This is a genomic window from Dysgonomonas sp. HDW5A, from assembly GCF_011299555.1.
Lineage (GTDB): Bacteria > Bacteroidota > Bacteroidia > Bacteroidales > Dysgonomonadaceae > Dysgonomonas_A.
In genome coordinates this window covers 4,223,406-4,246,760 of sequence record NZ_CP049857.1, presented here as the reverse complement: position 1 = coordinate 4,246,760, position 23,355 = coordinate 4,223,406, and the positions used below count along the sequence as shown (strand labels likewise).

Genomic DNA, 23,355 nt, shown 5'->3' with positions numbered 1-23,355 from the left:
AAAACATCGCATCTCTGCTTAATTAATCCGATGAGATAATTTCATTTGAAAAACAGTATATGCAAGACACAGAGGATAGATCTGCTGAGACACTTGATGCAGGAACATATGAGATAATAAGAAAACGTTTACTGACTCAGCGCGAAGAACTTCAAAAGCGCTTGAATCAGTTAAACGAAGCCCGCAAGGAAGTATTTAATACAACTGATTTTTCTTTGATTGCCAATCAGCGCATCAGTACCGAGAATAATTGTGTATCAAGAGGTATTATGGCTCTTGATAATCTATGTATTTTCGGCTATAACGTTCATTTCGGATTGCGTTCGGATATTCAGCTAAGTGACGTTTTTAGTATATACTTATTTGAAGACAATCAGTTTATACCGCAGCCCTTGGAGCTAATCAGCAATCCAGATTTTATTAACGACTACAATAATCTCTATAAATACTATCGCGATTCTATTTTCTCAAGATACAGAAGAACGGAGAATTATCTGTATATGATTTTTCAAACCGGAAAAACTGTAGCTGACGCTAAAGCTTTTAAATGGCTGATTAAAGGAAATAAACTCATTTATCAGGATGACAGGAGTATTCATGAGGTGACTAAAGCTCCTCAGCATGAATTCAAATGGATTAAGACCACGCTGGAAGATCGTCGTTTAGGGGTTTATCCACATATTTCTATTAAGGATAAAGTATTTATTGAAGCCATGGGCGGCGATATTACTTTTAAGATAGAAGATAATACGCAAACAGGAAAAGGTATATATTCGGAAGCTGTAGAGAACAAAGATCAGCAATTGGATGATGCTGAGTATTATTATGCTGATTTGGGTAATTTAATCCTAATTCGAATAAAACCTTATCAGGAGGATTTTAGAGCCTTTGTATTTAATACCCGAACAAAAGAGGTACATAATATAAAGGCATTAAATGATATTGGGGTATTATTACCCGATAATCATGGGGTAATATTCCCTAATGGATATTATTTGCAGAATGGAGAGTACAAAGTTTTTGAGAGTGAATTGACAGATCTTGAATTTATTCGAAAAATACCCTCTCCTAATGGTGAAGATTATTTGTTTATTTTCTATCAAAACGAACGGAATATTTATGTCTTGATGTCGTATAATATAATTAGGCAGCAAGTTGAAACTCCCATTGTATGTAATGGCTTTACTTTTTTTAAGGATGGCTCGTTAATATATTTTCGTTCCGAAAATGAAGCAACAAAGCATCATCAGGTACAAATCTGGAAAACACCCTATCAGAGAGAGTTAATTGAAAATATCGAGAAGACCGATAACTTACTTTATAAAATAGGTAATAAGGATATTGTGAAAGCAATGGCAGAATGTCAGGAGGTGATTTATCTTATAAATAAGGAAGACTCTTATGAAGGATTGTACAGCGATATTGTAAAGAAGTCAAACGATATTGTAGATGCTTTTTTCTGGGCATCCAACAAGGAAATATATTCGATAGCCGAGCCTCTTGTTCAGATAAAAGAAATAGCTAATACAGCTATTGATGAATTTGAAAAGGTTCAGGAGCAAAAGCGACATTCGTTGGCTGTTTTGATTGCTATTCAAGAGAAAGTAGAAGGCTTGTTGTTTAGTATCAAGAATGCAAAGTTTGATACACTAGATAAGTTAGTTAAATCGTTAGCTGAAACACGCAAGTTGCAAGGTGAAGTTATTGAATTGGCTAATGTCAAATACATTGACTTAAATAATGTCAATGATCTTAAAGAGCAATTAGCTGCCACTAATGGAAAACTATCGGATAGAACGGTAGAATTTCTTCTTCGAGATGAGGCGTTATTCCCTTATGAAGAAAAGGTTCGTATCGAAAAAGAACAAGTCCAATTGGTTACAAAAGTTATTGACGCCAATAAGATTGATACTAATTGCAAATCGATTTCGTCAGAACTGGAACTGCTGATTGACATTCTGAATAGCCTAAAGATTGATGATACGACACAGGCTACCCGTATTGTGGAAAAGATATCTGTCATATTTTCTTCTCTGAATGAAGTTCGGGCACAACTCAAAAGACAGATCGATTCGTTGAAGAACAAAGAATCGGTGGCTGATTTTCGTGCCCAATTAACTTTGTTGGAGCAAAGCATTGTCAACTTTCTGGACTTGGCTACTTCTCCTGAAAAATGTGACGAATACTTTACTAAGGTTAGTGTACAGGTTGAAGAACTGGAAAGTAAGTTTGCCGATTTTGATGAGTTTATTATTAAAATTTCCGATAAAAGGAGCGAGCTGGTAAAGGCTTTCGATGGAAAGAAAGCCCAATTGATTGAGCAGATAAATAAGCGGACATCTGCATTGGAGCAAATCGGTCTTCGCATTTTAAAGAATGTAGAGAATAAAGCGCAATCTTTTAAAACAAAAGAAGAAATACAAGCATTCTTTTCTACAGATCTGATGATCGACAAGATCCGCAAACTGATTGAAGAGTTGAAAGAGCTTGGAGATGTATCAAAGGCTGAAAATCTAGAAAACAGCCTAAAAACCTCCCTAGAAGATTCGCTGCGTATACTAAAAGACAAAAATGAACTGTTTGTTGATGGCGAAAATATAATATCATTAGGCAGTTATAAGTTTGCAGTAAACAGACAATCGCTTGATTTGACTGTTGTGCGTAAAGAGGATAGGCTTTTCTATCATCTAACCGGAACGAGCTTCTATCATGAGCTGAAAGAAAATGAAATCTATAAACACAAAGATTTATGGGAGCAAGAAATTGTTTCCGAAAATTCGAAGGTATATAGATCCGAGTATTTGGCGTATTTGGCATTTCTGGAGAGACAAAAATCTAAAGATTTTGATCTGAATGATTTCATATCTAAAAGAGTAGAACAAAACTATTCAGAATCGTATCTAAAAGGAGTACACGATTACGATGCTTTACATATTTTCCGTTGTTTGGAATCTGTTCATTATCAATTAGGAGTCTTGGCTTATCCTCCCCGTTTGAGGGTTGCAGCACAACTTTTCTGGTATATGATGAAAGCGGAGGAGAAAGAGCATCTGTCAAAGCTAATAAGTTCAGCTAATATTGTATTGAAAGCGTTCCCCGGCTCAACAAATTATCAATATGTGATAGATCGGATTATAGGTCTGTTTAAATCGTGGAATACATATTTTACTGTACCTATTGGCTTCGAACAACAAATTGCCAATTATTTGTTTGAAGAATTTTCAGATTTGATGTCCTTAAGCTATAGCAAGCAATCTGAAAATTTGAGGAAATTTTTTGTCGAATATTTAGATAAAAATAAATTATCGAATAATTTTGAAGAAGATGTTCGTAATGAATCATTTAATCCTGTAGACAGATTCTATTTAGTTCAGAACTGGCTAAAATCTTTTGTCGAATTGTCTGATGATTATTCCCTATATAATAAGTATGTAGAGGAAACAGCCTGCCTGTTGTTGCTGAAGAACCAGTCGTATTCATTAACGATTGCGTCTGATATCTTAGATGTTAATGAGTTGAGAGGAAGCCATGGTGTAATGGATAATGGTCACTATGTGATAGATTATCATGAGTTTATTAGAAAAATGAGATCTTTTACTCTTGATAATGTACCTGCATACAATCGTTTTTCTGAGCTAAAAGAAAGATTGGTCTCTGATTATAAAAAGACATTAAAGGTGCATGAGCTAAATCCTAAGGTTTTGACCTCTTTTGTCAGAAATAAATTAATCAATGAAGTATATCTGCCTTTGATCGGTTCTAATCTGACGAAACAGTTGGGAGTAGCAGGTGAAAATAAGCGTACCTCAAGGATGGGAATGTTGCTGCTTGTTTCCCCTCCCGGATACGGTAAAACTACCCTTATGGAGTATTTAGCTAAAACGATGGGTTTGAATTTTGTGAAAATAAATGGACCAACCATTGGGCATTCTATAACATCTATTGATCCGGCAGAAGCTAAAACCTCGGGAGCACGTGAGGAATTGAAAAAAATAAATCTTGCCTTTGAAATGGCTGACAACGTAATGCTATATTTAGATGATATACAGCATTGCAGCTCAGAATTTTTACAAAAATTTATATCTCTAGCTGATGGGCAGCGTAAGATGGATGGTATATTTGAAGGCGAGAGTAAGACCTACGATTTGAGAGGAAAACGTTTCTGCGTCATTATGGCGGGTAATCCTTATACCGAAAGTGGCGATAAATTTCAGATCCCCGATATGCTAGCCAATCGTGCGGATGTATATAATCTAGGAGATGTGATAGGTACGTCGGATCATTTATTTAAGTTAAGTTTACTCGAAAATGCAATTATAGAGAACCCTTATTTACAAAAGATAGCCGGACGTAGTTTCTCTGACTTTTATAATTTAATTGAATATATTGAGAGTAGGAGTGAGGATATGCCCGATTTGGAAGGTAATTATACACAACAAGATGTAGATGACTTCATCGCAGTCGCCAAAAGCAGCTTAAAAGTAAGGGATATTGTACTTAAAGTAAATCAAAATTATATATCAAGTGCAGCCACACAAGATGCTTATCGTGTAGAACCTCCTTTTAAATTGCAAGGTTCGTATCGGAATATGAATAAAATGGTTTGCCAGATTGTTCCGCTGATGAATCAGAAAGAGGTTGAAGAGCTTATTCTATCTCATTACATTAGCGAGGCACAAACCTTAACTTCTGACAGTGAGTCGAATTTGTTGAGGTTGAAAGAAATTGCCGGGCAACTTACTTTTTCCGAAGTCGAAAGATGGAAACATATTAAAGAAGTATTTAATAAAAATAATAAATTAGCGGGAATAAGTAAGGATAATGAAATCGGACAAGTTATCGCTCAGCTGGCTCAGTTTAACGATAATCTCGATGGCATCAAGAAAGTCTTAAAATACACCGGTAACAATAATCTTGAATTATAAATATCAAACAGGTATACTATGAATATTATAAAAAAGTCTTTTTAACGGTAGCGAATATGGTTTGAGTAATATTTCTCAAGGAATTGTTAGTATATATAATCGTAATGCTTTCTTTACAGTTGGATATAGACTGCTTTAAGGAAAAATAAATAAGAAACAGGGGAGGTTGTCATGAAAATGACAGCCTTCTCTATTTTATAAGCTAAACAAATAAAGGACTTATTCGTTCTATAGAATAACTGAGCGACAGCCGGTATTTGATTATCATATGGAAGAACGTAAGTCACACCAATTACTGAGAAAGCGAGGCGATCATAATGCTTCGGTTTCCTATTCAGAACTTCTGTTCGACCTGATTTATGTGTTTGCAGTAACACAACTTTCCCATTATTTGTTGTATCACCTTAATTTTCTGGGAGTCATTCAGACTACCATACTCTGGTTTGGAGTATGGTTGGTGTGGCAACATACCACATGGGTTACCAATTGGTTTAATCCCGATACACGTCCCATTAGATTAATATTGTTTGGGGTGATGCTCGTTAGTTTGTTGATGGCTGCTTCGCTACCCAAAGCTTTTGAAGATAGAGGACTCATCTTTGCTATTTGTTATGTGTCAATTCAAGTTGGGCGAACTCTGGTAATATTATCCTTATTAGGAAATAATCATCACCTTACACCTAATTTTAAACGAATATTAGGCTGGTCGTGCATTTCAGCTTTTCTTTGGATTTTAGGAGGTTTCAATGACGGATATATTCGAGTGTTATTATGGGCAATGGCAGTTCTGTTAGACTACGTCTCTCCTATGTTTGGCTTTTATTTACCCTTTTTGGGACGTTCCGATTCGGGTAAAGAATGGACTATCGATGGTCATCATCTGGTCGAAAGATGCCAATTGTTTGTTATTATAGCTTTTGGCGAAACTATCTTAATGACAGGTTTATCACTTAGCGAAGTTGAAGTTTGGACTGCTGAACGGATCATTGCAGCTCTTGTTTCTTTTGTAGGCAGTTTATCAATGTGGTGGATCTATTTTGATGTTAGTAGTGAAGCTGCTATCCACAAAATACGACATTCTGTAAACCCCGGACTTTTAGGTCTTAAATATCATGCTGTACATGTAATATTGGTAGGTGCAATTATTGTTTGTGCGGTGGGTGATGAATTAGTTGGAAGCGAGCCTTCTTCAACAGTAACATATACTTCGTTATATGTGTTGATTTTTGGTCCGGTCATTTATTTATTAACCAATATGGTTTTTAAATGGATAACCAGTCATACTATATCTGTCTCTCATTCAATTGCTATTCTTGTGTTGCTTTTATTTATCCCTGTGTGCTTTTTCATAAGTATTTTGATAATAAATAGCATCGTGGTTACTGTATTTGTTTGTATTGCTATTTTCGAAATACTTACTCCCCATATGAAAAAAGAAAAATTATAAAGATGGGTTGTTTGTGGGAATATTTTGTTCTTTTTAAGATACTTCTTTAATGTATAGATAGCATTTATTACTTATAGGATAAAGTGACAAACTATCTAGAAAAAGTTAATGAGGTAATTTGTAAGGTGGGCTTGACAAAATGATGCTTTTTTGTTTTCTGTGTGTGCCAGTGTGTGTTATATTGATAAAATATATGAGCTAATAGATGATATTTGAAAGGAAAAGGTTTATATTTGTCGGAGAAATGTATCTATCTGTCATTTTAAGATCCTAAAGAACTAATTATGGAATCGAATCTATATGATTTTGTACCGATCCTGATGCAAGTGGCATTTTCAGTTGTATTTGTATTTGGTACAATACTTGCCTCAAACTATCTTGGTCCTAAGCACCGATCATCTAAAAAAAATCAAAACTTTGAATGTGGAATTGATTCAATTGGTGATGCACGTACTCCTTTTGCAGTCAAATATTTCTTAGTGGCTATTCTTTTCGTACTTTTCGATATCGAGATTATTTTCATGTACCCCTGGGCTGTTAATTTTAAAACAATAGGTCTTGCTGGTTTGTTAAAGATGGGAGGCTTTATAGCTCTTCTCTTGGTAGGCTATCTTTATATTGTAAAGAGAAAAGCTTTAGAGTGGGAAAAATAGGTTTTAAGGCCTTAATTATTGTAAACTAAACTTGTTACAGGTAGGGTTATAACAAACGTTATTATTCAGTACTTAAAACATGAATCATGAGTGAATCAACTAAAATAAACATAGTACCTGCACCGGATGGATATACCGGGAATGGCTTTTTTGCTACCAAATTTGATTATGTAATTGGTTTGGCTAGGGCTAACTCTATGTGGCCTCTTCCTTTTGCAACATCATGTTGTGGTATCGAATTTATGGCAACTATGGCGTCAACCTATGATATGGGGCGTTTTGGAGCCGAGCGTAACAGCTTCTCTCCACGTCAAGCCGATATGTTGCTAGTGATGGGAACTATTTCTAAAAAAATGGGTCCCATTTTACGTCATGTATATGAGCAAATGGCAGAACCTAAATGGGTTATTGCTGTTGGAGCTTGTGCTTCGTCTGGAGGTGTTTTTGATACCTACTCAGTCCTGCAGGGTATTGACAAAATCATACCTGTAGATGTGTATGTTCCGGGTTGTCCACCTCGTCCCGAACAGATATTGGATGGTGTGATGCAATTGCAGGAGATCGTAAAAAGTGAATCTATACATCGCAGAGGATCTGAAGTGTATCAGGAGCTTTTAGAGTCATATAAATTTGAATAAGGTCGGAGACCTGTTATAAATACAGTATATAATGTCATTGGAAACTATCGATATTCAAAATAAAATAGTAGAAAAATTTGGAACAGATGTTCTGAATTTTAGAATGGAACAAGACATTCTAACATTCGAAGCTGCACCTTCTGTAATAAAAGACGTAATTCGTTTTATGAAAGAGGATGAAGCTTTACGTTTCAATTTCATGACAGATCTTTGTGCAGTACATTATCCGGATAATAATGTTGAGGCTCAGTTTGCAGTTGTATATTTATTACATAACTGGGTTGATAATATACGAGTGAGGGTGAAAACTTTCTTGAATGGCGAAAAAGTAGAGGTTGATACAATGACCGATATTTTTGCTGCAGCCAATTGGATGGAAAGAGAAACTTATGACTTTTATGGTATTAAGTTTATCGGACATCCAAACTTAAAGCGTATATTGAATGACGATGGAATGACTTCATTTCCGATGCGTAAAGAATATCCATTAGAAGACTCTGGACGTAGTGATAAAGACGACCGCTTCTTTGGTAGAACAACTAATAACTATCAACCCAAATAAGGTCTCAGACCTTTATGTCTCTTTGGTTAGTGCCGTAAACTAAAGGACGTTATAGTTAACTGATATGGCAATAGAAATAATATAAGCTAAAGACTGAAAATGTCAGACCTATTATTACACCCCGAACATCGCTTTGCGAAAATCTTAAGAGAGCATACTCCCGAAGATGGGCGCGAGCTGTCGGTTCTAAACTTCGGCCCTACGCACCCTTCCACACACGGTGTATTTCAAAATATACTGCTTATGGATGGAGAGCGTATTTTGGATGCCGATACCACTGTTGGTTATATACACAGAGCTTTTGAGAAAATAGCGGAAAACAGAGCATTCTATCAGATTACTCCGTTGACAGACCGTATGAATTACTGTTCTGCACCAATCAATAATATGTGTTGGTGGATGACCGTAGAAAAAGCTTTGGGGGTAGAAGTTCCTAAGCGTGCACAATATATGCGTGTTATTGTTATGGAATTGGCACGTATTACCGATCACCTTATCTGTAATGGTATTTTAGGTGTCGATTTAGGTGCATATTCTCCTTTCTTATACGTAATGAAGTACCGTGAACTGGTTTACGAAATCTATGAAGAAATTTGTGGAGGTCGTTTAACTACCAACATGGGACGCATCGGTGGTTTCGAAAGAGATTGGAGTGAGGCTGCATGGCGAAAGCTGGACGAATTCCTTGAAGGGTTTCCAAAAGCTTGGGATGAGCTCGAAAGAGCTTATCTGAGAAACCGTATATTTATGGATCGTACGGTAAATGTAGGATCTATTTCAGCTGAAAAGGCTATGAATTATGGCTTTACAGGTCCAAATTTGAGAGCAACCGGTATTGATTATGATGTGCGTGTAGCAAAACCATATAGTTCGTATGAAGATTTCGATTTTATAGTACCGGTTGGTCAATCGGGAGATACTTACGATCGTTTCTGCGTACGTTGTTCGGAAGTAAAAGAAAGCTTGAAGATTATTCGTCAGGCAAAAGACAATCTTCCAGAAGGTGACTATCATGCAGATGTGCCTGATTATTACCTTCCTCCTAAAGATGAAGTATATACAAGCATGGAAGCTTTGATAAATCACTTTAAGATTGTCATGGGAGAAATTCCTGTTCCTATAGCAGAAGTATATCATTCGGTGGAAGGAGCTAACGGTGAGTTGGGTATGTATCTGATTACTGACGGTTCGCGTACTCCATATCGTTTGCATTTCCGCAGACCTTGTTTTATATATTATCAGGCATTTCCGGAAATGATCAAAGGAGGAATGCTTTCGGATGCGGTAGCTACATTGTCAAGTATAAATGTTATTGCCGGAGAATTAGACGCATAATGGAAAAAAGAGAATATAATCAAGAGATAAATATAACGGAAGAACTGATGACTCGGATCAATGAGTTTATCAGTCACTATCCTGCAGATAAGAAAAAATCAGCAATGTTGCCGGTTCTTCATGCAGTACAAGATGCTCATGATAATTGGCTTAGTGTTCCTTTAATGAATAAGGTTGCCGAGATATTGGAAGTTCATCCGATTGAGGTGTATGAGGTGGTTACATTTTATACCATGTTCAATCAACACCCAAGAGGTAAATATACATTCGAATTTTGCCGTACATCATGTTGCAGTATCCGTGGAGGCGAGGATATGTTGGATTATGCCTGCAATAAGTTGGGTATTAAAGAAGGCGAAACCACCGATGACGGTATGTTTAGTGTTGTAGGTGTAGAATGTTTAGGGGCTTGTGGTTATGGTCCTATGCTTCAATTAGGTGATTTTTATCACGAGCATTTAACCGAAGAAAAGTTCGATGCGTTAGTTGAAGACTGTAAACAAGGTAAAATAAAACTAGATTGATTTGCGATGGCTAGAAAGATATTATTTGAGAACATAGATATTCCCGGAATAAAGGATTACGAAGTTTATCGCAAAAACGGAGGTTATAGAGCTGTAGAAAAGGCTATTAAAACAATGACTCCCGATGAGATCGTAGAACAGGTTAAAACTTCGGGTATTAGAGGACGTGGTGGAGCAGGATTTCCCATGGGACTTAAATGGAGCTTTATCGATAAGAGATCAGGTAAACCTCGTCACTTGGTAGTAAATGCCGATGAGTCGGAACCCGGAACTTTTAAAGATCGTTTCTTGATGGAGCACATCCCTCACTTATTGATTGAGGGAGCAATTATATCGAGTTTCGCATTAGAAGCTAACCTATCATATATCTACATTCGTGGTGAATATATGTGGGTATTCAAGATCCTAGAAAAAGCTATAAAAGAAGCCTATGCCAATGGATGGTTAGGTAAAAATATATTGGGAACAGGCTACAATCTCGATCTATATGTACACTGTGGAGCAGGAGCATATATTTGCGGAGAAGAAACTGCTCTTATCGAATCACTAGAGGGTAAAAGAGGTAATCCTCGTATCAAACCACCCTTTCCTGCTGTAAGCGGATTATGGGCTGAGCCGACTGTTGTGAATAATGTAGAGTCTATTTCGGCTGTGTCGTGGATTGTAAACAATACTGGCGAAGAATATGCTAAAATAGGATTGGGAAAATCAACAGGAACTAAATTGATTTCAGCTTCGGGACATATCAAAAATCCGGGAGTGTATGAGATCGAAATGGGTATGACTGTAGACGAATTTATGAACTCCGATCAATACCTTGGTGGTATGATTGACGACCGTCCTTTAAAAGCGTTCATTCCCGGAGGTTCATCAGTACCGGTTTTACCTGCGCAATATATCTTTAAAACTGCAAATGGCGAAGATCGTTTGATGACTTACGAATCTCTAGCTGATGGTGGTTTTACAACCGGATCATCTATGGGATCAGGAGGATTTATTGTCTATAATGATTCAGCATGTATAGTGCGTAATACTTGGAATTTTTCACGCTTCTATCATCACGAAAGTTGCGGACAATGTTCACCATGTCGTGAAGGTACAGGATGGATGGAAAAAATACTCGAACGTATCGAAAACGGTCATGGACGTCAAGAAGATATAGATCTACTTTGGGATATTCAAAGCAAAATAGAAGGAAATACTATTTGCCCGCTAGGTGACGCTGCTGCATGGCCTGTGGCTGCTGCAATTCGCCATTTCCGTGAAGAATTTGAATATCATGTACGTTTTCCTGAGAAAATAAAAAATAGAAATCATTTTGTAAATGAACCTATGGAAAAGGTTAGACATTTACTCTCATTATAAGTACCTATGAAAATTACAATAGATGGACATACAATAGATGTAGAAGCTGGTACTACTGTATTGGAAGCAGCACGTGCTATTGGTGGACCTAGTGTACCTCCTACCATGTGTTACTATTCTAAACTGAAAGATTGTGGTGGCAAATGTCGTTGTTGTTTAGTAGAGATAAGTAAGGGGAGCGAAAAGGATCCTCGTCCTATGCCTAAATTACAACCATCATGCGTTACAGCAGTTCAAGATGGAATGGAGGTTAAAAGTGCTACATCCCCTAAAGCGTTGGAGGCTCGTAAAGCTGTAAGCGAATTCTTATTGATCAATCACCCTTTAGATTGTCCTGTGTGTGATCAGGCAGGTGAATGTGATTTGCAAAATTTGGCTTATGGAAATAAGAACTTCAAGACTCGCTATAAAGAACCCCGAAGAACATTTGAACCCGAAGATATTGGCCCATACATACAATTACACATGAACCGTTGTGTGCTTTGTTACCGCTGCGTAAAATTGGCGGATCAACTTACGCCAGAACGTGTGCATGGTGTTATCGGACGTGGTGACCATGCTCAGATATCAACTTATATATCGAAGGCTATTGATAACGATTTTTCAGGAAACATGATTGATGTATGTCCTGTCGGAGCGTTAACCGATAAAACTTTCCGTTTCGAGTCTCGTGTATGGTTTAATAAACCTTATACGGCACACCGTGACTGTCCAACATGTTCGGGTAAAGTAACCCTTTGGATGTTTGGAGACAAAGTACAACGGGTAACTGGTCGTAAAGATGTATATCATGAAGTTGATGAGTTTATCTGTAACGATTGCCGTTTCCATCATAAAAATGCAGAAGATTGGGTAATTGAAGGTCCTCGCAAATTTGAGAAACCTTCGGTGCTTAATATCAACAACTATATACGCCCATTGAAAAAGGTTCATATAGATGCTGATGAGCTGATTCTTGAAGGACGTGAGCAGGACGAAAAGAAAATCAGTATGCCTGCTGTCCCTTATGATAAGGTAGAGTTGGAAGCAATAAGAGAAGTAAAAGAAGAATAACGTCACAGAGCTTTTTAAAACTCGGCTTAGTTTATATATAAAGGCTAATTTGAGTTTGAAGCTTATAATAAATAGTTGAAAGTACTTATAGGAACATGGAAATTTCATTTATATTAGAGAAACTTATTCTTATCCTCATAGTCTTCGCCGTAACAATGTTTTTTGCATTGTATTCGACCTGGGCTGAGCGTAAAGTTGCCGGCTTTATACAAGATCGTTACGGACCTAACCGTGCGGGTATATTCGGAATTTTGCAACCTTTGGCAGATGGAGCTAAGCTTTTTTCGAAAGAGGAGTTTATGCCCGATACTCCTAATAGAATTCTATTTACAGTAGGACCTGCAGTAGCCATGATTGTATCTCTTTTAGGAAGTGCAGTTATTCCTTGGGCAAATAAATTTATAATTGCCGGCGTTGAATATATACCTCAAGTGGCTGATATAAATATTGCTCTTTTATATGTGGTCGCCGTAATGTCTACCGCTATCTATGGAATAGTAATAGGTGCATGGGCTTCTAATAATAAGTATTCGCTACTTGGAGGTATTCGTGCAGGAGCTCAAATGATTTCGTATGAAGTTGCAATGGGCTTATCACTGATAGCTCTGGTTATGATGACAGGAACATTAAGCCTTCGTGAAATAACAGAACAGCAGGCAGGCTTTGGTTGGAATGCTTTTTATCAACCTCTAACATTACTTATATTCCTGATATGTTCTTTTGCTGAGTGTAATCGTACACCTTTTGATTTGGCAGAATGCGAGTCGGAGTTAGTGAATGGACACCATACAGAATTTTCTTCCATGAAGATGGGATTCTATATGTTCTCTGAATATGTAAGTATGTTTTTCTCTTCAGCATTGATCTCAATTCTATTCTTCGGAGGATATAATTATCCGGGCATGGAATGGGTTGCCGATAGTTGGGGTGTAAATATTGCAAATACTGTAGCTGTTTTAGCTCTGTTGGTTAAAATATCATTCTTCATATTCTTCTATATGTGGGTACGATGGACTATTCCTCGTTTCAGATATGACCAACTAATGAAATTGGGATGGAAGATATTATTTCCTTTGGCATTATTCAATATTTTGCTTGTGGGCGTTTTAGTTTTGATTTTTAAATAATTATTTGCTATGGCAATAGAAAATATATCATTATCGGGAAGAAAGACGGTTGCCTCTAATAAGGAAATGACCTTTTGGGAACGTCTCTATCTTATCGCGATATTTAAGGGGATGATGATTACTATTAAGCACTTTTTCTCAAGAAAAGTGACAGTACAGTATCCTGAGCAAAAACGTGAATACAGTCCTGTTTACAGAGGACAACATGTATTGATGAGAGACGAAGAAGGTCGCGAACGTTGTACTGCGTGTGGATTATGTGCATTATCATGTCCAGCAGAAGCTATTACAATGAAAGCTGCTGAACGCACAAAAGACGAAATGCACTTGTATCGTGAAGAAAAATATGCAGCCATCTATGAAATTAATATGTTGCGTTGTATTTTCTGTGGACTGTGTGAAGAAGCCTGTCCAAAAGATGCAATCTATTTGACTAAGTCTCAAAAACACGTAAAACCGGATGTAACAAGACAAAGTTTTATCTACGGAAAAGACAAACTTGTTATCTCTGTCGAAGATGGAAAATCAGGAAAATATGCCGGACTTAAACCGATACTTAAATAAAGAGTTAAATTAGGTCTGCGACCTTAATATAAATAAAATGATAACGATAATTTTTTATATTCTGGCAACAATAACTCTAGGTACTGGGATTTTGACAGTTCTTGCGAAAAATCCTATACATAGTGCTGTTTATATGGTTGTCTGTTTTTTCTCGATTGCAGGTCACTTTTTGATGCTTAATGCACAATTTTTGTCAGTAGTGCATATCATAGTATACACAGGCGCTATTATGATATTGTTGCTATTCACATTGATGCTTATGAATTTGAGTGATCAGCACGAACCAAAGAAAAAAGTAGTCAGTCGTATTGCTGCGGTAGTATCGGGATGTTTAACAGCAATTGTTATACTTGCCGTATTCCTTAAAGCAAATATTGTAATAGAATCTTATAAGACTGCGAATGTAGATTTTCAGTCAGTACAGATTATAGGACAAGTATTACTTGACGAATATTTAGTGCCATTCGAATTTGCTTCCATTTTGCTTATTACGGCAATGATTGGAGCTGTATTGATTTCTAAAAGAGAGAAAAAAGCTTAAGATATGCTGGATATATTAGAACAAGTTGGTATTAACAATTACATCTATCTGTCGACACTGTTGTTTTGTGTAGGTGTACTTGGTATTTTGTATCGACGCAGTACAATAGTAATGCTGATGTCGGTCGAATTAATGCTTGCAGCAGCAAATTTGTTGTTAGCCGTATTTTCGGTTTATCATCAGGATGCAAGCGGGCAGGTATTTGTCATCTTTGCGATGGCAGTAGCAGCTGCAGAAGTTGCAGTTGGATTGGCTATATTGGTCTCAATCTATAGAAATATCGGTTCTATTGATATCGATAAATTAAAAAACTTGAAAGGGTAATTTTGAATGGAAACAGGGTTAGTATTATTACTTTTAATTTTTCCTCTGGTTGGTTTCTTAATCAATCTGAGTGTAGGTAAAAAGATTGGGCGATCGTTACCCGGCATTATTGCTACTGCAGCAGTAACGGGTAGTTTTGCAATCTCTCTCTTTTATTTTATCCAGATTCTCTCGACCGGACAGGCTATAGAAGTTCATCTTTGTGAATGGGTAGCTTTCGGCGAATTTTCGGTGAACCTTGCTTTTGTTCTCGATCAGCTTTCGTTGCTATGGTTACTGGTTGTGACAGGTATCGGAGCGTTGATACATATCTATTCGATAGGGTACATGCATGATGATGAAAACGTAGATCGTTTTTTCTCATATCTCAATCTGTTTATCTTCTTTATGATTGTGTTGGTAACAGCAAACAATCTTCTGGTAATGTTTATCGGATGGGAAGGCGTTGGGTTGTGTTCATATCTGTTAATTGGATTTTGGTATAAAAATCAAGAATTTAATGATGCCGCTAAAAAGGCATTTATTATGAATAGGATAGGGGACTTAGGTTTCTTAACCGGAGTTTTCACCTTAGCATATTTATTTAAAACGGTAGATTTTGCAACATTAAAACTAGCACTGTCTACAACTACCAACCCTGAAGTTTCAGGTCTATTAGGTGTTGCTACATTCTGTTTGTTTGTTGGGGCTATGGGTAAAAGTGCTCAGATACCTTTATATACTTGGTTGCCAGATGCAATGGCGGGTCCAACACCAGTTTCGGCATTGATACATGCTGCAACAATGGTAACAGCGGGTATATTTATGATTACCCGATTAAACTTCTTATTTGATCTTACACCTGATATACAATATCTAATTGCTATCATTGGTGCAATAACAGCACTGTTTGCCGCTTCGATAGGTATTATGCAAACTGATATTAAGAAGGTATTGGCATACTCTACAGTTTCTCAATTAGGACTTATGTTTCTGGCTTTAGGACTTGGAGCTTATCAAATAGCAGTATTTCATGTTATTACACATGCTTTCTTTAAAGCTTGTTTATTCTTAGGGTCAGGATCAGTTATCCATGCAATGGGTGGTGAGCAAGATATGAGAAAAATGGGTGGATTGAAAGGTGTAATGTCTATTACTTATATTACATTCCTTATTTCGACACTATCTATTTCGGGGATTCCTCCATTTGCAGGTTTCTTCTCGAAAGACGAAATAATGTTGGTTGCATTCCAAAATAGCCCTATCCTTTGGGTGGTTGCAATGTTGGCGTCGCTACTAACAGCTTTCTATATGTTCAGAGTATTGTATCTTACATTCTTCAAGGAATTCAGAGGTACTGCCGAACAAAAGAAGCATTTACATGAGTCTCCATCAATAATGACTATGCCGCTTATCGTATTAGCTGTACTGGCTACAGTGGGTGGTCTGATAAGTTTACCCTTTGGATATAGCTGGTTGAATCATTATCTGTCGCCTATATTCTCTGGTTCAGGTGGTGCTGTCGAAGAGCATGGATTCTCTACTGAGCAGCTAGTTTTCATGGGAGTTTCTACTCTTATCGCTCTTATCGGTTTGAGTCTCGCTTATTATAAGTACATAACTAAATCGGCTGTTCCTGAAGAGGATGATAAAATTACAGGCTTTGCTAAAGTACTTTACAATAAATATTATATTGACGAGATATATACTGCTATATTTATAAAGCCTATATATGCTATGGCAAATTTCTTTAAGAATGTTGTGGAAAGTATAATAACAGGAGTTGTATTTGGATTTGCTTTAGTAGCTAAAGGTTTATCGGCTCCGGCAAAAGCTTTACAAAACGGAAGTGTAGGTTTTTATCTTTCATTCTTTGTTGTAGGATTTTGCGCGCTAGTAATCTATTTATTTCTGACTTAAGTAATTTCAACTAGTTAATGATATATTCAAAATTATAACAACTATAACTTGTCATAATTTCTAAAGCAATAAAAAGGTCTGAGACCTAAAATTAAAAAAGAGACATGAATATCGCTATTATATTAATCATTTTATTAGTAGGTGCAATTCTTACTTATCTTTCAGGAAATAGGTGGGCTCCTAAAGTTGCTATGTTGTTTGCTGTGATAACTGCAATATTTTCTATTGCATTATTATTGGAATATCACGATACAGGAGCAAGTTTTAGTGTACAGTGGATCAATAATCCGTCGGTAATGTTTTCTCTTAAAGCAGATGGTTTATCTCTCATAATGGTATTGCTTACCTCTATTCTGCTGCCTATTATTTTACTTACGGCTGTATCGCATACGGTTCCGTTCGAAAAATTACTATATAGCTTAATTTTGTTTATGGCATTTGCCATGACCGGAGTATTTTTGAGTAGTGACGCCTTGTTGTATTATGTGTTTTGGGAATTGTCTCTTATCCCGATCTACTTTATTGTAGTACTGTGGGGAAATGGTTCGAGATCGAAACGCAGAAGATCGGCAATGACATTCTTCATTTATACCTTTGCCGGTTCATTGTTTATGCTGGGGGCGATTATATACCTGTATACAAAAACGGGAAGTTTCCAATTGCACGATTTATACAATGCAAACTTGAGTGATACTGAACAATTATGGATTTTCCTAGCTTTCTTTTTTGCATATGCTATTAAAATTCCAATTTTCCCATTTCACACTTGGCAGGCAAATGTATATCAAAAAGCTCCTCTTGTAGGTACATTGCTTTTGGGGGCTCTTATGTCTAAAATGGCACTCTATAGTGCTATCCGTTGGCAGTTGCCTATTGCTCCTCATGCTGCTCATAGCATGCAGTCAGTTGTTTTGACTCTGTCTATAATCGGTGTAATTTATGGTTCTATTGTAGCTCTTAAGCAAGATAATCTGAAACGATTCTTTGCCTACGCATCTTTAGCTCACGTTGGTTTTATTGCCGCCGGAATATATGCGTTAACAATGGATGGTATTCAGGGAGCAGTATTGTTAATGGTTGCACACGGTTTTGGTGTTGTAGGTCTATTCTTTGGATCAGAAGTTATATACAGACGATTCAATACTCCTTTGATCAGTCAAATGGGAGGAATTAAAGGCTTGGCACCGAAGTTTACAATCGCATTCTTCCTAATGATAATGGCTTCTATAGCTATACCGTTGTCTTTTAACTTTGTAGGTGAGTTGACAATTATGTATGGTTTGTATCAAGTAAGTATCTGGTATACAATTTTTATAGGTACATCTATGTTCTTAGGTGCATTCTTCATGTTGCACATGTATCAGCTTGTGATGCTTGGAGAATCACGTAATAAAGTATTTGCTGATTTAACAGTAAACGAAGGTCTTGTATTTATCGCTTTGGCCGCTGTTTTATTGTTTTTTGGTTTGTATTCCAAACCGATTGTAGATTTGGTTTCGCCAAGCCTGCAAGAGATCTTGATGTATGTCAATAGGTAGTTTAAATGTATAGTTCTAAATCATCATAGGTTTGTTACTATACAACCAAAGTAATAAAAGGTTTGAAACCTTAAATAGATAACTGTTTAGCTAAAATATATAATGAGTACATTGATAGCTGTCTCTGCATTAGGCATTGTTTGTCTTTTATTAGAGATTTTAAATTTGAGAAAAATACTTGTCCCTGTAACCCTATTGGCGTTATTGGGTATATTGGGAATGACTGTTGCTGAATTCTATTCGGGTGAATCGTTTTTCTATGCCGATAGTTATAATATGATTGTAAGCACTAGTTACTCTCGAGGTTTTTCTATATTGTTTATTACTCTTGCAACTTTAATTATTGCAATGAGTCCTGAGTTTTATAAGAATAAAATGGAGAAGATTGCAGATTATGTGTCTCTCAAGATTTTTCTTTTAGCAGGAGCAATTGCAATGGTTTCATTCGGTAATCTTTCGATGTTTTTTATTGGTATCGAAGTGTTATCTATAGCAGCTTATGTATTAGCCTCCAGTAATCCGACAAGGGTGAGTAGTAACGAGGCCGGAATGAAGTATTTCATTATGGGAGCTTTTGCTTCTAGCTTTATACTATTTGGTATAGCTTTGGTTTATGGAGCAATAGGATCATTCGATATAGAAACTATTGTTCAAGTATCAACATTAGAAGGTGCTAATCTTCCTATATGGTTTAATATGGGATTTATAATGATTCTGGTTGGTCTTTTATTCAAAGCTTCGGTAGTTCCATTCCATTTTTGGGCACCAGATGTATACGAGGGTTCACCTACACTGGTTACTGCATTAATGAGTACTTTGGTTAAGGTTGCCGCAATTGCAGCTCTTTATAAAGTTGTAGTCCTATTTGGAGTAGCAATGACACCTGCTGTCCAAATAACGATTGTGGTATTTTCTATATTATCTCTTACAGTTGGAAATATAACTGCATTAAACCAAAAGAGTTTGAAGCGAATGATGGCTTATTCAGGGATTTCCCATGCGGGATTTATGATAATGGATTTACTATCTACTAGCACTAATGCTACAAATAGTCTCTTATATTATGCAGCTGCTTATTCGTTGGCTGGTATTGCAGCTTTTGCTGTAATTATGGCGGTAAGCGAAGGTAAAGGACATGAAAATATTGAAAACTTACATGGCTTAGCCAGACGTAATCCTCTTATGGCAGGAATATTGACATGTGCCTTGGTTTCTTTAGGAGGTATACCAGTATTTGCAGGTTTCTTTGCAAAACTGTTTATGTTTACCCAAATGATAGATGCAGGTTATTTAATTCTGGTAATATTTGGTATCATTAATTCGATTATTGCGATCTTCTATTACTTTGGAGCAGCTAACGTGATGTTCACAAAAGAACCATCGAGCGAAATTGCATTGAAAGTGCCGATAAGATATGTGCTTGTGGCTACGATTGCTATAATTCTTAACCTGATATTAGGTATTTATCCTTCTATAATAATGAGTTTATCATTGTAAATTTGGCAGAATAAATTATTATATATATAATAAAAGAGTGAATATAATTTGTATTCACTCTTTTTATTTTGAGGCTTCTTGTCCTTTTTATTATTGTTGTATAATTAAAAAACTGAGGCTGACTAAATAAACGATGTTAATATTATACTCTTTCAAATAAAGTGTAAGCAGCAGTTACTAACCCGACAACACCTATTGAAGCCAAAATGATTCCCAGTATATTATTGAATATCTTAAGGCCTCTAGGGTTAAATTTAGAGCGTACTTTATCGACAACAGTAGAAATAAGTAACCACCAGATAACAGTTCCTAGACCAATAGACAAAATGCCTACTATATTCTTTGATGAGTTGTTAGGATCTATAAAGTTAAAGCGTGCAAACATGGCTATAAAGAAGAACAAGATACCTATGTTTGTAAGATTTATAAAAAATGAAGAGACTAGATTTTTCCAATAAGGCGATGTTTTCTCATCTTGCCTGAACAGCTTCTTCGCAGGGTTAGATTGATAAATGTAATAACCGGCAATAAGAAGAAGTAAACTACCTGCTATTTGTAATGGGTAGTGATTCTCTTCCACAAAATCCATTACAAAACTGATTCCCAGTCCTGATATTATGGCATATACTATGTCAGATAAAGAGGCTCCTAAGCCCGATATAAATCCATGAAGTCTACCTTCATTCAAAGTTCGTTGTATACATAGGACACCTATGGGCCCCATAGGTGCTGAGACTAATAGTCCTATGAATATTCCTTTTATTATAGTATCAAGCATTTCTATTAACAGAATAAAGTATTATTCTGTAGAACAAAGATAACATCAAATTTATAGAACCCAATAAAAATTGCATCTCATTAGTCTATATTAACAGCGTAATATTTATATCTTTCTGTTAATTATAGAGGCTATATTAATGAGATGCAACCCTATTATTTGTTAGAATGAGCTTAATTTCAGCCCAATAAAGTATGTTCTTGGTAGTGACGGACCATATATATAATCCGCATCTCTATTTACTCCTTTGTCAAAATCACGTTGCCTACTGTTAAAAATATTTTGTACACCACAGCTTATTTCGACCTTATTATATGCGTTCAGCTTAAAAGAATAAGCAATCTTTGTTGTCATATCAAAAAACTGAGGTGTTTTCTTTAGCTCATCATTTTCGATATATCCGGCAAGATGTGGTACATACATAGATCCTGTGTAGGTTCCTGAAACAGCAATAGAGAATGGAGATTGAGGAGTAGCCATTGCTGAGATAAATCCATATTGTTCAGGAGATCTTAGCATATCCTTAGTCGGCTCTACAGTTTCATCATCCGACCATCTTTCCGGAGATTTGTATCTACCCCTTTGTATTGTATATCCTCCATCTATTTGAAGCCATTCAGAAGGCTGTATCGAAGTTTCGAAATTAATCCCCGATATAGTAGCTCTATTAGCATTTTCTCTTTGTACTAATGTATTTCCTGTCTCATTTTCTCCAATAACACGATCTATGAATGCATTATTGATTCGGGTAAAAAATCCTTCAACTAAAAAGTAGGAGTAGAAATTTTCGTTGTAAAACTTAGTGTCGAATCCTCCAGAGAAACTCCGCGAACGTTCCGGCTTTATATCGTCGGCAAAGCTCAATAAAGTAGCTTTTCCTCCTTGTATCGGTATATCTAAATCTCCCCCTGTAATTTCAGGAGCTCTATATCCTACGGTATATCCTCCACGTAAATTGACGTTCCCTACTATTTTATATCGCGCATTCACTCTTGGCATAATATTTACATTCTCTACAAGAGAATGTTTTTCTAATCGTGCTCCAATAGCTATAGACAACTTTTCGTTTTGCCATTCATTTTGAAAATACAAAGTTCCAATATTGATATTTTGGTTTTGCTTATAATTATATCCCGGAATTTCATTCCGCAGCATATCATGACTTTGGGTATATCCGCTTATAAATTTAGCAGGCATAAATAAGAGATTATCTATATTCATTTCGTACTTAGCATTCCCGATCAAGGTTAACTCAGTGGTCTTGCCATATCCATTAGGCTCTTGCTCTGCTCCAAAATAACTGTCACGATAAGCATCTTGGATAGATACATGTATATTTAAACGGTGTTTATTGTCATTAAAATACTGTGAGTAGTCTGCTGATCCCGAATGTATCTTAAAGTCGCTGTATTCGGCTATATTTGCTTCATGAGGTGGTTTGTCAAAACTGTCTCCACCTCTCCGTTCTTCCGAAGTATATCGGTATTCTGCTATAACCTTACTGTCTTTATTGGGTTTCAGAAATGAACTAAAACCTAACGAAGACGCTCTGTTTTTACCTATTTCAGAAAATCCATCACCATTAGCATCCCAAGGGTTTCTACTTCTCATATTTCCGAATACACTGATGCCTGATGTTTTGTTTTTATCAACGAGTGAAGTATTAAATAATAACATATTGTCAGCTGACTTCCCATCAATAAGAGAGAGGTTATACTTTATTTCGTAATAGTTATTCTCTGGTTCTTTAGTGATAATATCTATCACACCACCTATGGCATGTGAGCCATATAGTGCAGAGTTACCTCCTCGGATGATATTTATCTCATCTACCATATTAAGCGGAATCTGATCTAATCCATATGTCTTAGTCAGCGCTCCCACTACAGGTTGGCTATTGATTAATATCTCGGAATAATGTCCTTCGAGCCCATTAATTCTTACTTCCTGAGAACCGCAATTCTGGCAAGTCGTTTCAACACGTACTCCGGGGCTGAAGTTTAATCCCTGAGAAAGAGTCAATGATTGAGTTGCCTCAAATGTTTTGGGTGTCAGTTGCGAAACAACTATAGGGGATACATCTCTTTTTAATCTTGACAGAGATGCGGTCACAGAAACTTCTGCCAGTTCGTGATTTTCAGAATTGAGTTCTATTACGATCTTTTTAGTGGTATAAGGAGCCAGATTTATTTCTTCTCTTTCTATACTATATCCTAATGCTTGTATGTGCATTATATATTTTCCTGAGTGGATATTCTTTATCTGGAAGTTTCCATTATCATCTGATAATGTCTGCGAACGAGTTCCTTCTAACGAAATTATAGCATCTATAATGGGTTCTTTTGTTTCTGAATCTATTACTTGTCCTGAGATATGTGCTATGTGATCGGGACCTGCCTGTAAATGTAAGAGAGAGATGGTGAGTAATAATATGGTGAGTATATATTGTAATTTCATAATTTTCATTTTTTAATGTATAGATATAATAGCCATTTTATAATGAAGAGAATAGCAGTTTTCGGGCTACTCGAAAAGCAGCTTTCATATAGTTAACCTTATTGTAATAATGAGGTTATTATCCAAAC

Annotated in this window: 18 protein-coding genes; 16 read left to right on the top strand and 2 right to left on the bottom strand. The window is 36.4% G+C overall.

What is annotated here, in order from left to right; translation table 11 throughout:
* Positions 1 to 59: 59 nt before the first annotated feature.
* From G7050_RS17560 to G7050_RS17485, 16 genes are all read left to right on the top strand, one after another.
* A complete protein-coding gene (locus G7050_RS17560) occupies positions 60 to 4,925 on the top strand; it encodes a DNA repair ATPase (protein ID WP_166117559.1) in 4,866 nt (1,621 codons plus the stop codon).
* 268 nt (positions 4,926 to 5,193) lie between these two features.
* On the top strand, positions 5,194 to 6,372 hold the full coding sequence (locus tag G7050_RS17555; RefSeq protein WP_166117558.1) for a low temperature requirement protein A: 1,179 nt from the start codon (positions 5,194 to 5,196) through the stop codon (positions 6,370 to 6,372).
* Positions 6,373 to 6,656: 284 nt separating this feature from the next.
* Positions 6,657 to 7,025: an NADH-quinone oxidoreductase subunit A gene (locus G7050_RS17550; protein ID WP_166117557.1), complete on the top strand. Its 369-nt coding sequence runs from the start codon at positions 6,657 to 6,659 to the stop codon at positions 7,023 to 7,025.
* An 86-nt stretch (positions 7,026 to 7,111) separates the two neighbouring features.
* Complete coding sequence (locus G7050_RS17545; RefSeq protein ID WP_166117556.1) at positions 7,112 to 7,663, top strand: NADH-quinone oxidoreductase subunit B; 552 nt, start codon at positions 7,112 to 7,114, stop codon at positions 7,661 to 7,663.
* 31 nt (positions 7,664 to 7,694) lie between these two features.
* A complete protein-coding gene (locus G7050_RS17540) occupies positions 7,695 to 8,225 on the top strand; it encodes an NADH-quinone oxidoreductase subunit C (protein ID WP_166117555.1) in 531 nt (176 codons plus the stop codon).
* Positions 8,226 to 8,324: 99 nt separating this feature from the next.
* Complete coding sequence (locus tag G7050_RS17535) at positions 8,325 to 9,560, top strand: NADH-quinone oxidoreductase subunit D (RefSeq protein WP_166117554.1); 1,236 nt, start codon at positions 8,325 to 8,327, stop codon at positions 9,558 to 9,560.
* On the top strand, positions 9,560 to 10,084 hold the full coding sequence (gene nuoE, locus G7050_RS17530; RefSeq protein ID WP_166117553.1) for an NAD(P)H-dependent oxidoreductase subunit E: 525 nt from the start codon (positions 9,560 to 9,562) through the stop codon (positions 10,082 to 10,084). Before G7050_RS17535 ends, nuoE begins: the two co-directional genes overlap by 1 nt.
* 6 nt (positions 10,085 to 10,090) lie before the next feature.
* On the top strand, positions 10,091 to 11,449 hold the full coding sequence (gene nuoF / locus G7050_RS17525) for an NADH-quinone oxidoreductase subunit NuoF (protein ID WP_166117552.1): 1,359 nt from the start codon (positions 10,091 to 10,093) through the stop codon (positions 11,447 to 11,449).
* Between the two features lie 6 nt (positions 11,450 to 11,455).
* A complete protein-coding gene (locus tag G7050_RS17520) occupies positions 11,456 to 12,502 on the top strand; it encodes a 2Fe-2S iron-sulfur cluster-binding protein (protein WP_166117551.1) in 1,047 nt (348 codons plus the stop codon).
* 95 nt (positions 12,503 to 12,597) lie between these two features.
* The gene (nuoH, locus tag G7050_RS17515) at positions 12,598 to 13,629 is read left to right on the top strand and encodes an NADH-quinone oxidoreductase subunit NuoH (RefSeq protein ID WP_166117550.1); all 1,032 of its coding nucleotides are present in this window, start codon (positions 12,598 to 12,600) and stop codon (positions 13,627 to 13,629) included.
* 9 nt (positions 13,630 to 13,638) lie between these two features.
* Positions 13,639 to 14,193 carry an NADH-quinone oxidoreductase subunit I gene (locus G7050_RS17510; RefSeq protein ID WP_166117549.1) on the top strand — a complete coding sequence of 185 codons (555 nt, stop codon included), beginning with the start codon at positions 13,639 to 13,641 and terminating at the stop codon, positions 14,191 to 14,193.
* Between the two features lie 37 nt (positions 14,194 to 14,230).
* The gene (locus tag G7050_RS17505; protein WP_166117548.1) at positions 14,231 to 14,734 is read left to right on the top strand and encodes an NADH-quinone oxidoreductase subunit J; all 504 of its coding nucleotides are present in this window, start codon (positions 14,231 to 14,233) and stop codon (positions 14,732 to 14,734) included.
* A gap of 3 nt (positions 14,735 to 14,737) precedes the next feature.
* Positions 14,738 to 15,058, top strand: a complete 321-nt coding sequence (gene nuoK / locus G7050_RS17500) for an NADH-quinone oxidoreductase subunit NuoK (RefSeq protein WP_166117547.1) — start codon at positions 14,738 to 14,740, stop codon at positions 15,056 to 15,058.
* Positions 15,059 to 15,064: 6 nt separating this feature from the next.
* Entirely contained in the window at positions 15,065 to 16,957 is a 1,893-nt protein-coding gene (gene nuoL, locus G7050_RS17495) for an NADH-quinone oxidoreductase subunit L (RefSeq protein WP_166117546.1), read from the top strand.
* A 104-nt stretch (positions 16,958 to 17,061) separates the two neighbouring features.
* Positions 17,062 to 18,495, top strand: a complete 1,434-nt coding sequence (locus tag G7050_RS17490) for a NuoM family protein (RefSeq protein ID WP_166117545.1) — start codon at positions 17,062 to 17,064, stop codon at positions 18,493 to 18,495.
* A gap of 102 nt (positions 18,496 to 18,597) precedes the next feature.
* Positions 18,598 to 19,992 (top strand): NADH-quinone oxidoreductase subunit N, encoded by a 1,395-nt coding sequence (locus G7050_RS17485; protein ID WP_166117544.1) that lies wholly within the window; start codon positions 18,598 to 18,600, stop codon positions 19,990 to 19,992.
* A 142-nt stretch (positions 19,993 to 20,134) separates the two neighbouring features.
* Here the strand turns inward: G7050_RS17485 and G7050_RS17480 are convergent, their stop codons facing one another.
* Complete coding sequence (locus G7050_RS17480; protein ID WP_166117543.1) at positions 20,135 to 20,770, bottom strand: LysE family translocator; 636 nt, start codon at positions 20,768 to 20,770, stop codon at positions 20,135 to 20,137.
* A 162-nt stretch (positions 20,771 to 20,932) separates the two neighbouring features.
* Complete coding sequence (locus G7050_RS17475; RefSeq protein WP_166117542.1) at positions 20,933 to 23,227, bottom strand: TonB-dependent receptor; 2,295 nt, start codon at positions 23,225 to 23,227, stop codon at positions 20,933 to 20,935.
* Between the last annotated feature and the right edge of the window lie 128 nt (positions 23,228 to 23,355).

Excerpts from the sequence above, each read along its gene's own strand:
- G7050_RS17490 (WP_166117545.1), top strand. The coding sequence starts at position 17,062 with ATGAATATCGCTATTATATTAATCATTTTATTAGTAGGTGCAATTCTT.
- G7050_RS17505 (WP_166117548.1), top strand. The coding sequence starts at position 14,231 with ATGATAACGATAATTTTTTATATTCTGGCAACAATAACTCTAGGTACT.
- G7050_RS17535 (WP_166117554.1), top strand. The coding sequence starts at position 8,325 with ATGTCAGACCTATTATTACACCCCGAACATCGCTTTGCGAAAATCTTA.
- G7050_RS17475 (WP_166117542.1), bottom strand. The coding sequence starts at position 23,227 with ATGAAATTACAATATATACTCACCATATTATTACTCACCATCTCTCTC.
- nuoH (WP_166117550.1), top strand. The coding sequence starts at position 12,598 with ATGGAAATTTCATTTATATTAGAGAAACTTATTCTTATCCTCATAGTC.
- G7050_RS17560 (WP_166117559.1), top strand. The coding sequence starts at position 60 with ATGCAAGACACAGAGGATAGATCTGCTGAGACACTTGATGCAGGAACA.
- G7050_RS17555 (WP_166117558.1), top strand. The coding sequence starts at position 5,194 with ATGGAAGAACGTAAGTCACACCAATTACTGAGAAAGCGAGGCGATCAT.
- nuoL (WP_166117546.1), top strand. The coding sequence starts at position 15,065 with ATGGAAACAGGGTTAGTATTATTACTTTTAATTTTTCCTCTGGTTGGT.
- G7050_RS17540 (WP_166117555.1), top strand. The coding sequence starts at position 7,695 with ATGTCATTGGAAACTATCGATATTCAAAATAAAATAGTAGAAAAATTT.
- nuoK (WP_166117547.1), top strand. The coding sequence starts at position 14,738 with ATGCTGGATATATTAGAACAAGTTGGTATTAACAATTACATCTATCTG.
- G7050_RS17520 (WP_166117551.1), top strand. The coding sequence starts at position 11,456 with ATGAAAATTACAATAGATGGACATACAATAGATGTAGAAGCTGGTACT.
- nuoE (WP_166117553.1), top strand. The coding sequence starts at position 9,560 with ATGGAAAAAAGAGAATATAATCAAGAGATAAATATAACGGAAGAACTG.
- G7050_RS17545 (WP_166117556.1), top strand. The coding sequence starts at position 7,112 with ATGAGTGAATCAACTAAAATAAACATAGTACCTGCACCGGATGGATAT.
- G7050_RS17550 (WP_166117557.1), top strand. The coding sequence starts at position 6,657 with ATGGAATCGAATCTATATGATTTTGTACCGATCCTGATGCAAGTGGCA.
- G7050_RS17510 (WP_166117549.1), top strand. The coding sequence starts at position 13,639 with ATGGCAATAGAAAATATATCATTATCGGGAAGAAAGACGGTTGCCTCT.
- G7050_RS17485 (WP_166117544.1), top strand. The coding sequence starts at position 18,598 with ATGAGTACATTGATAGCTGTCTCTGCATTAGGCATTGTTTGTCTTTTA.
- G7050_RS17480 (WP_166117543.1), bottom strand. The coding sequence starts at position 20,770 with ATGCTTGATACTATAATAAAAGGAATATTCATAGGACTATTAGTCTCA.
- nuoF (WP_166117552.1), top strand. The coding sequence starts at position 10,091 with ATGGCTAGAAAGATATTATTTGAGAACATAGATATTCCCGGAATAAAG.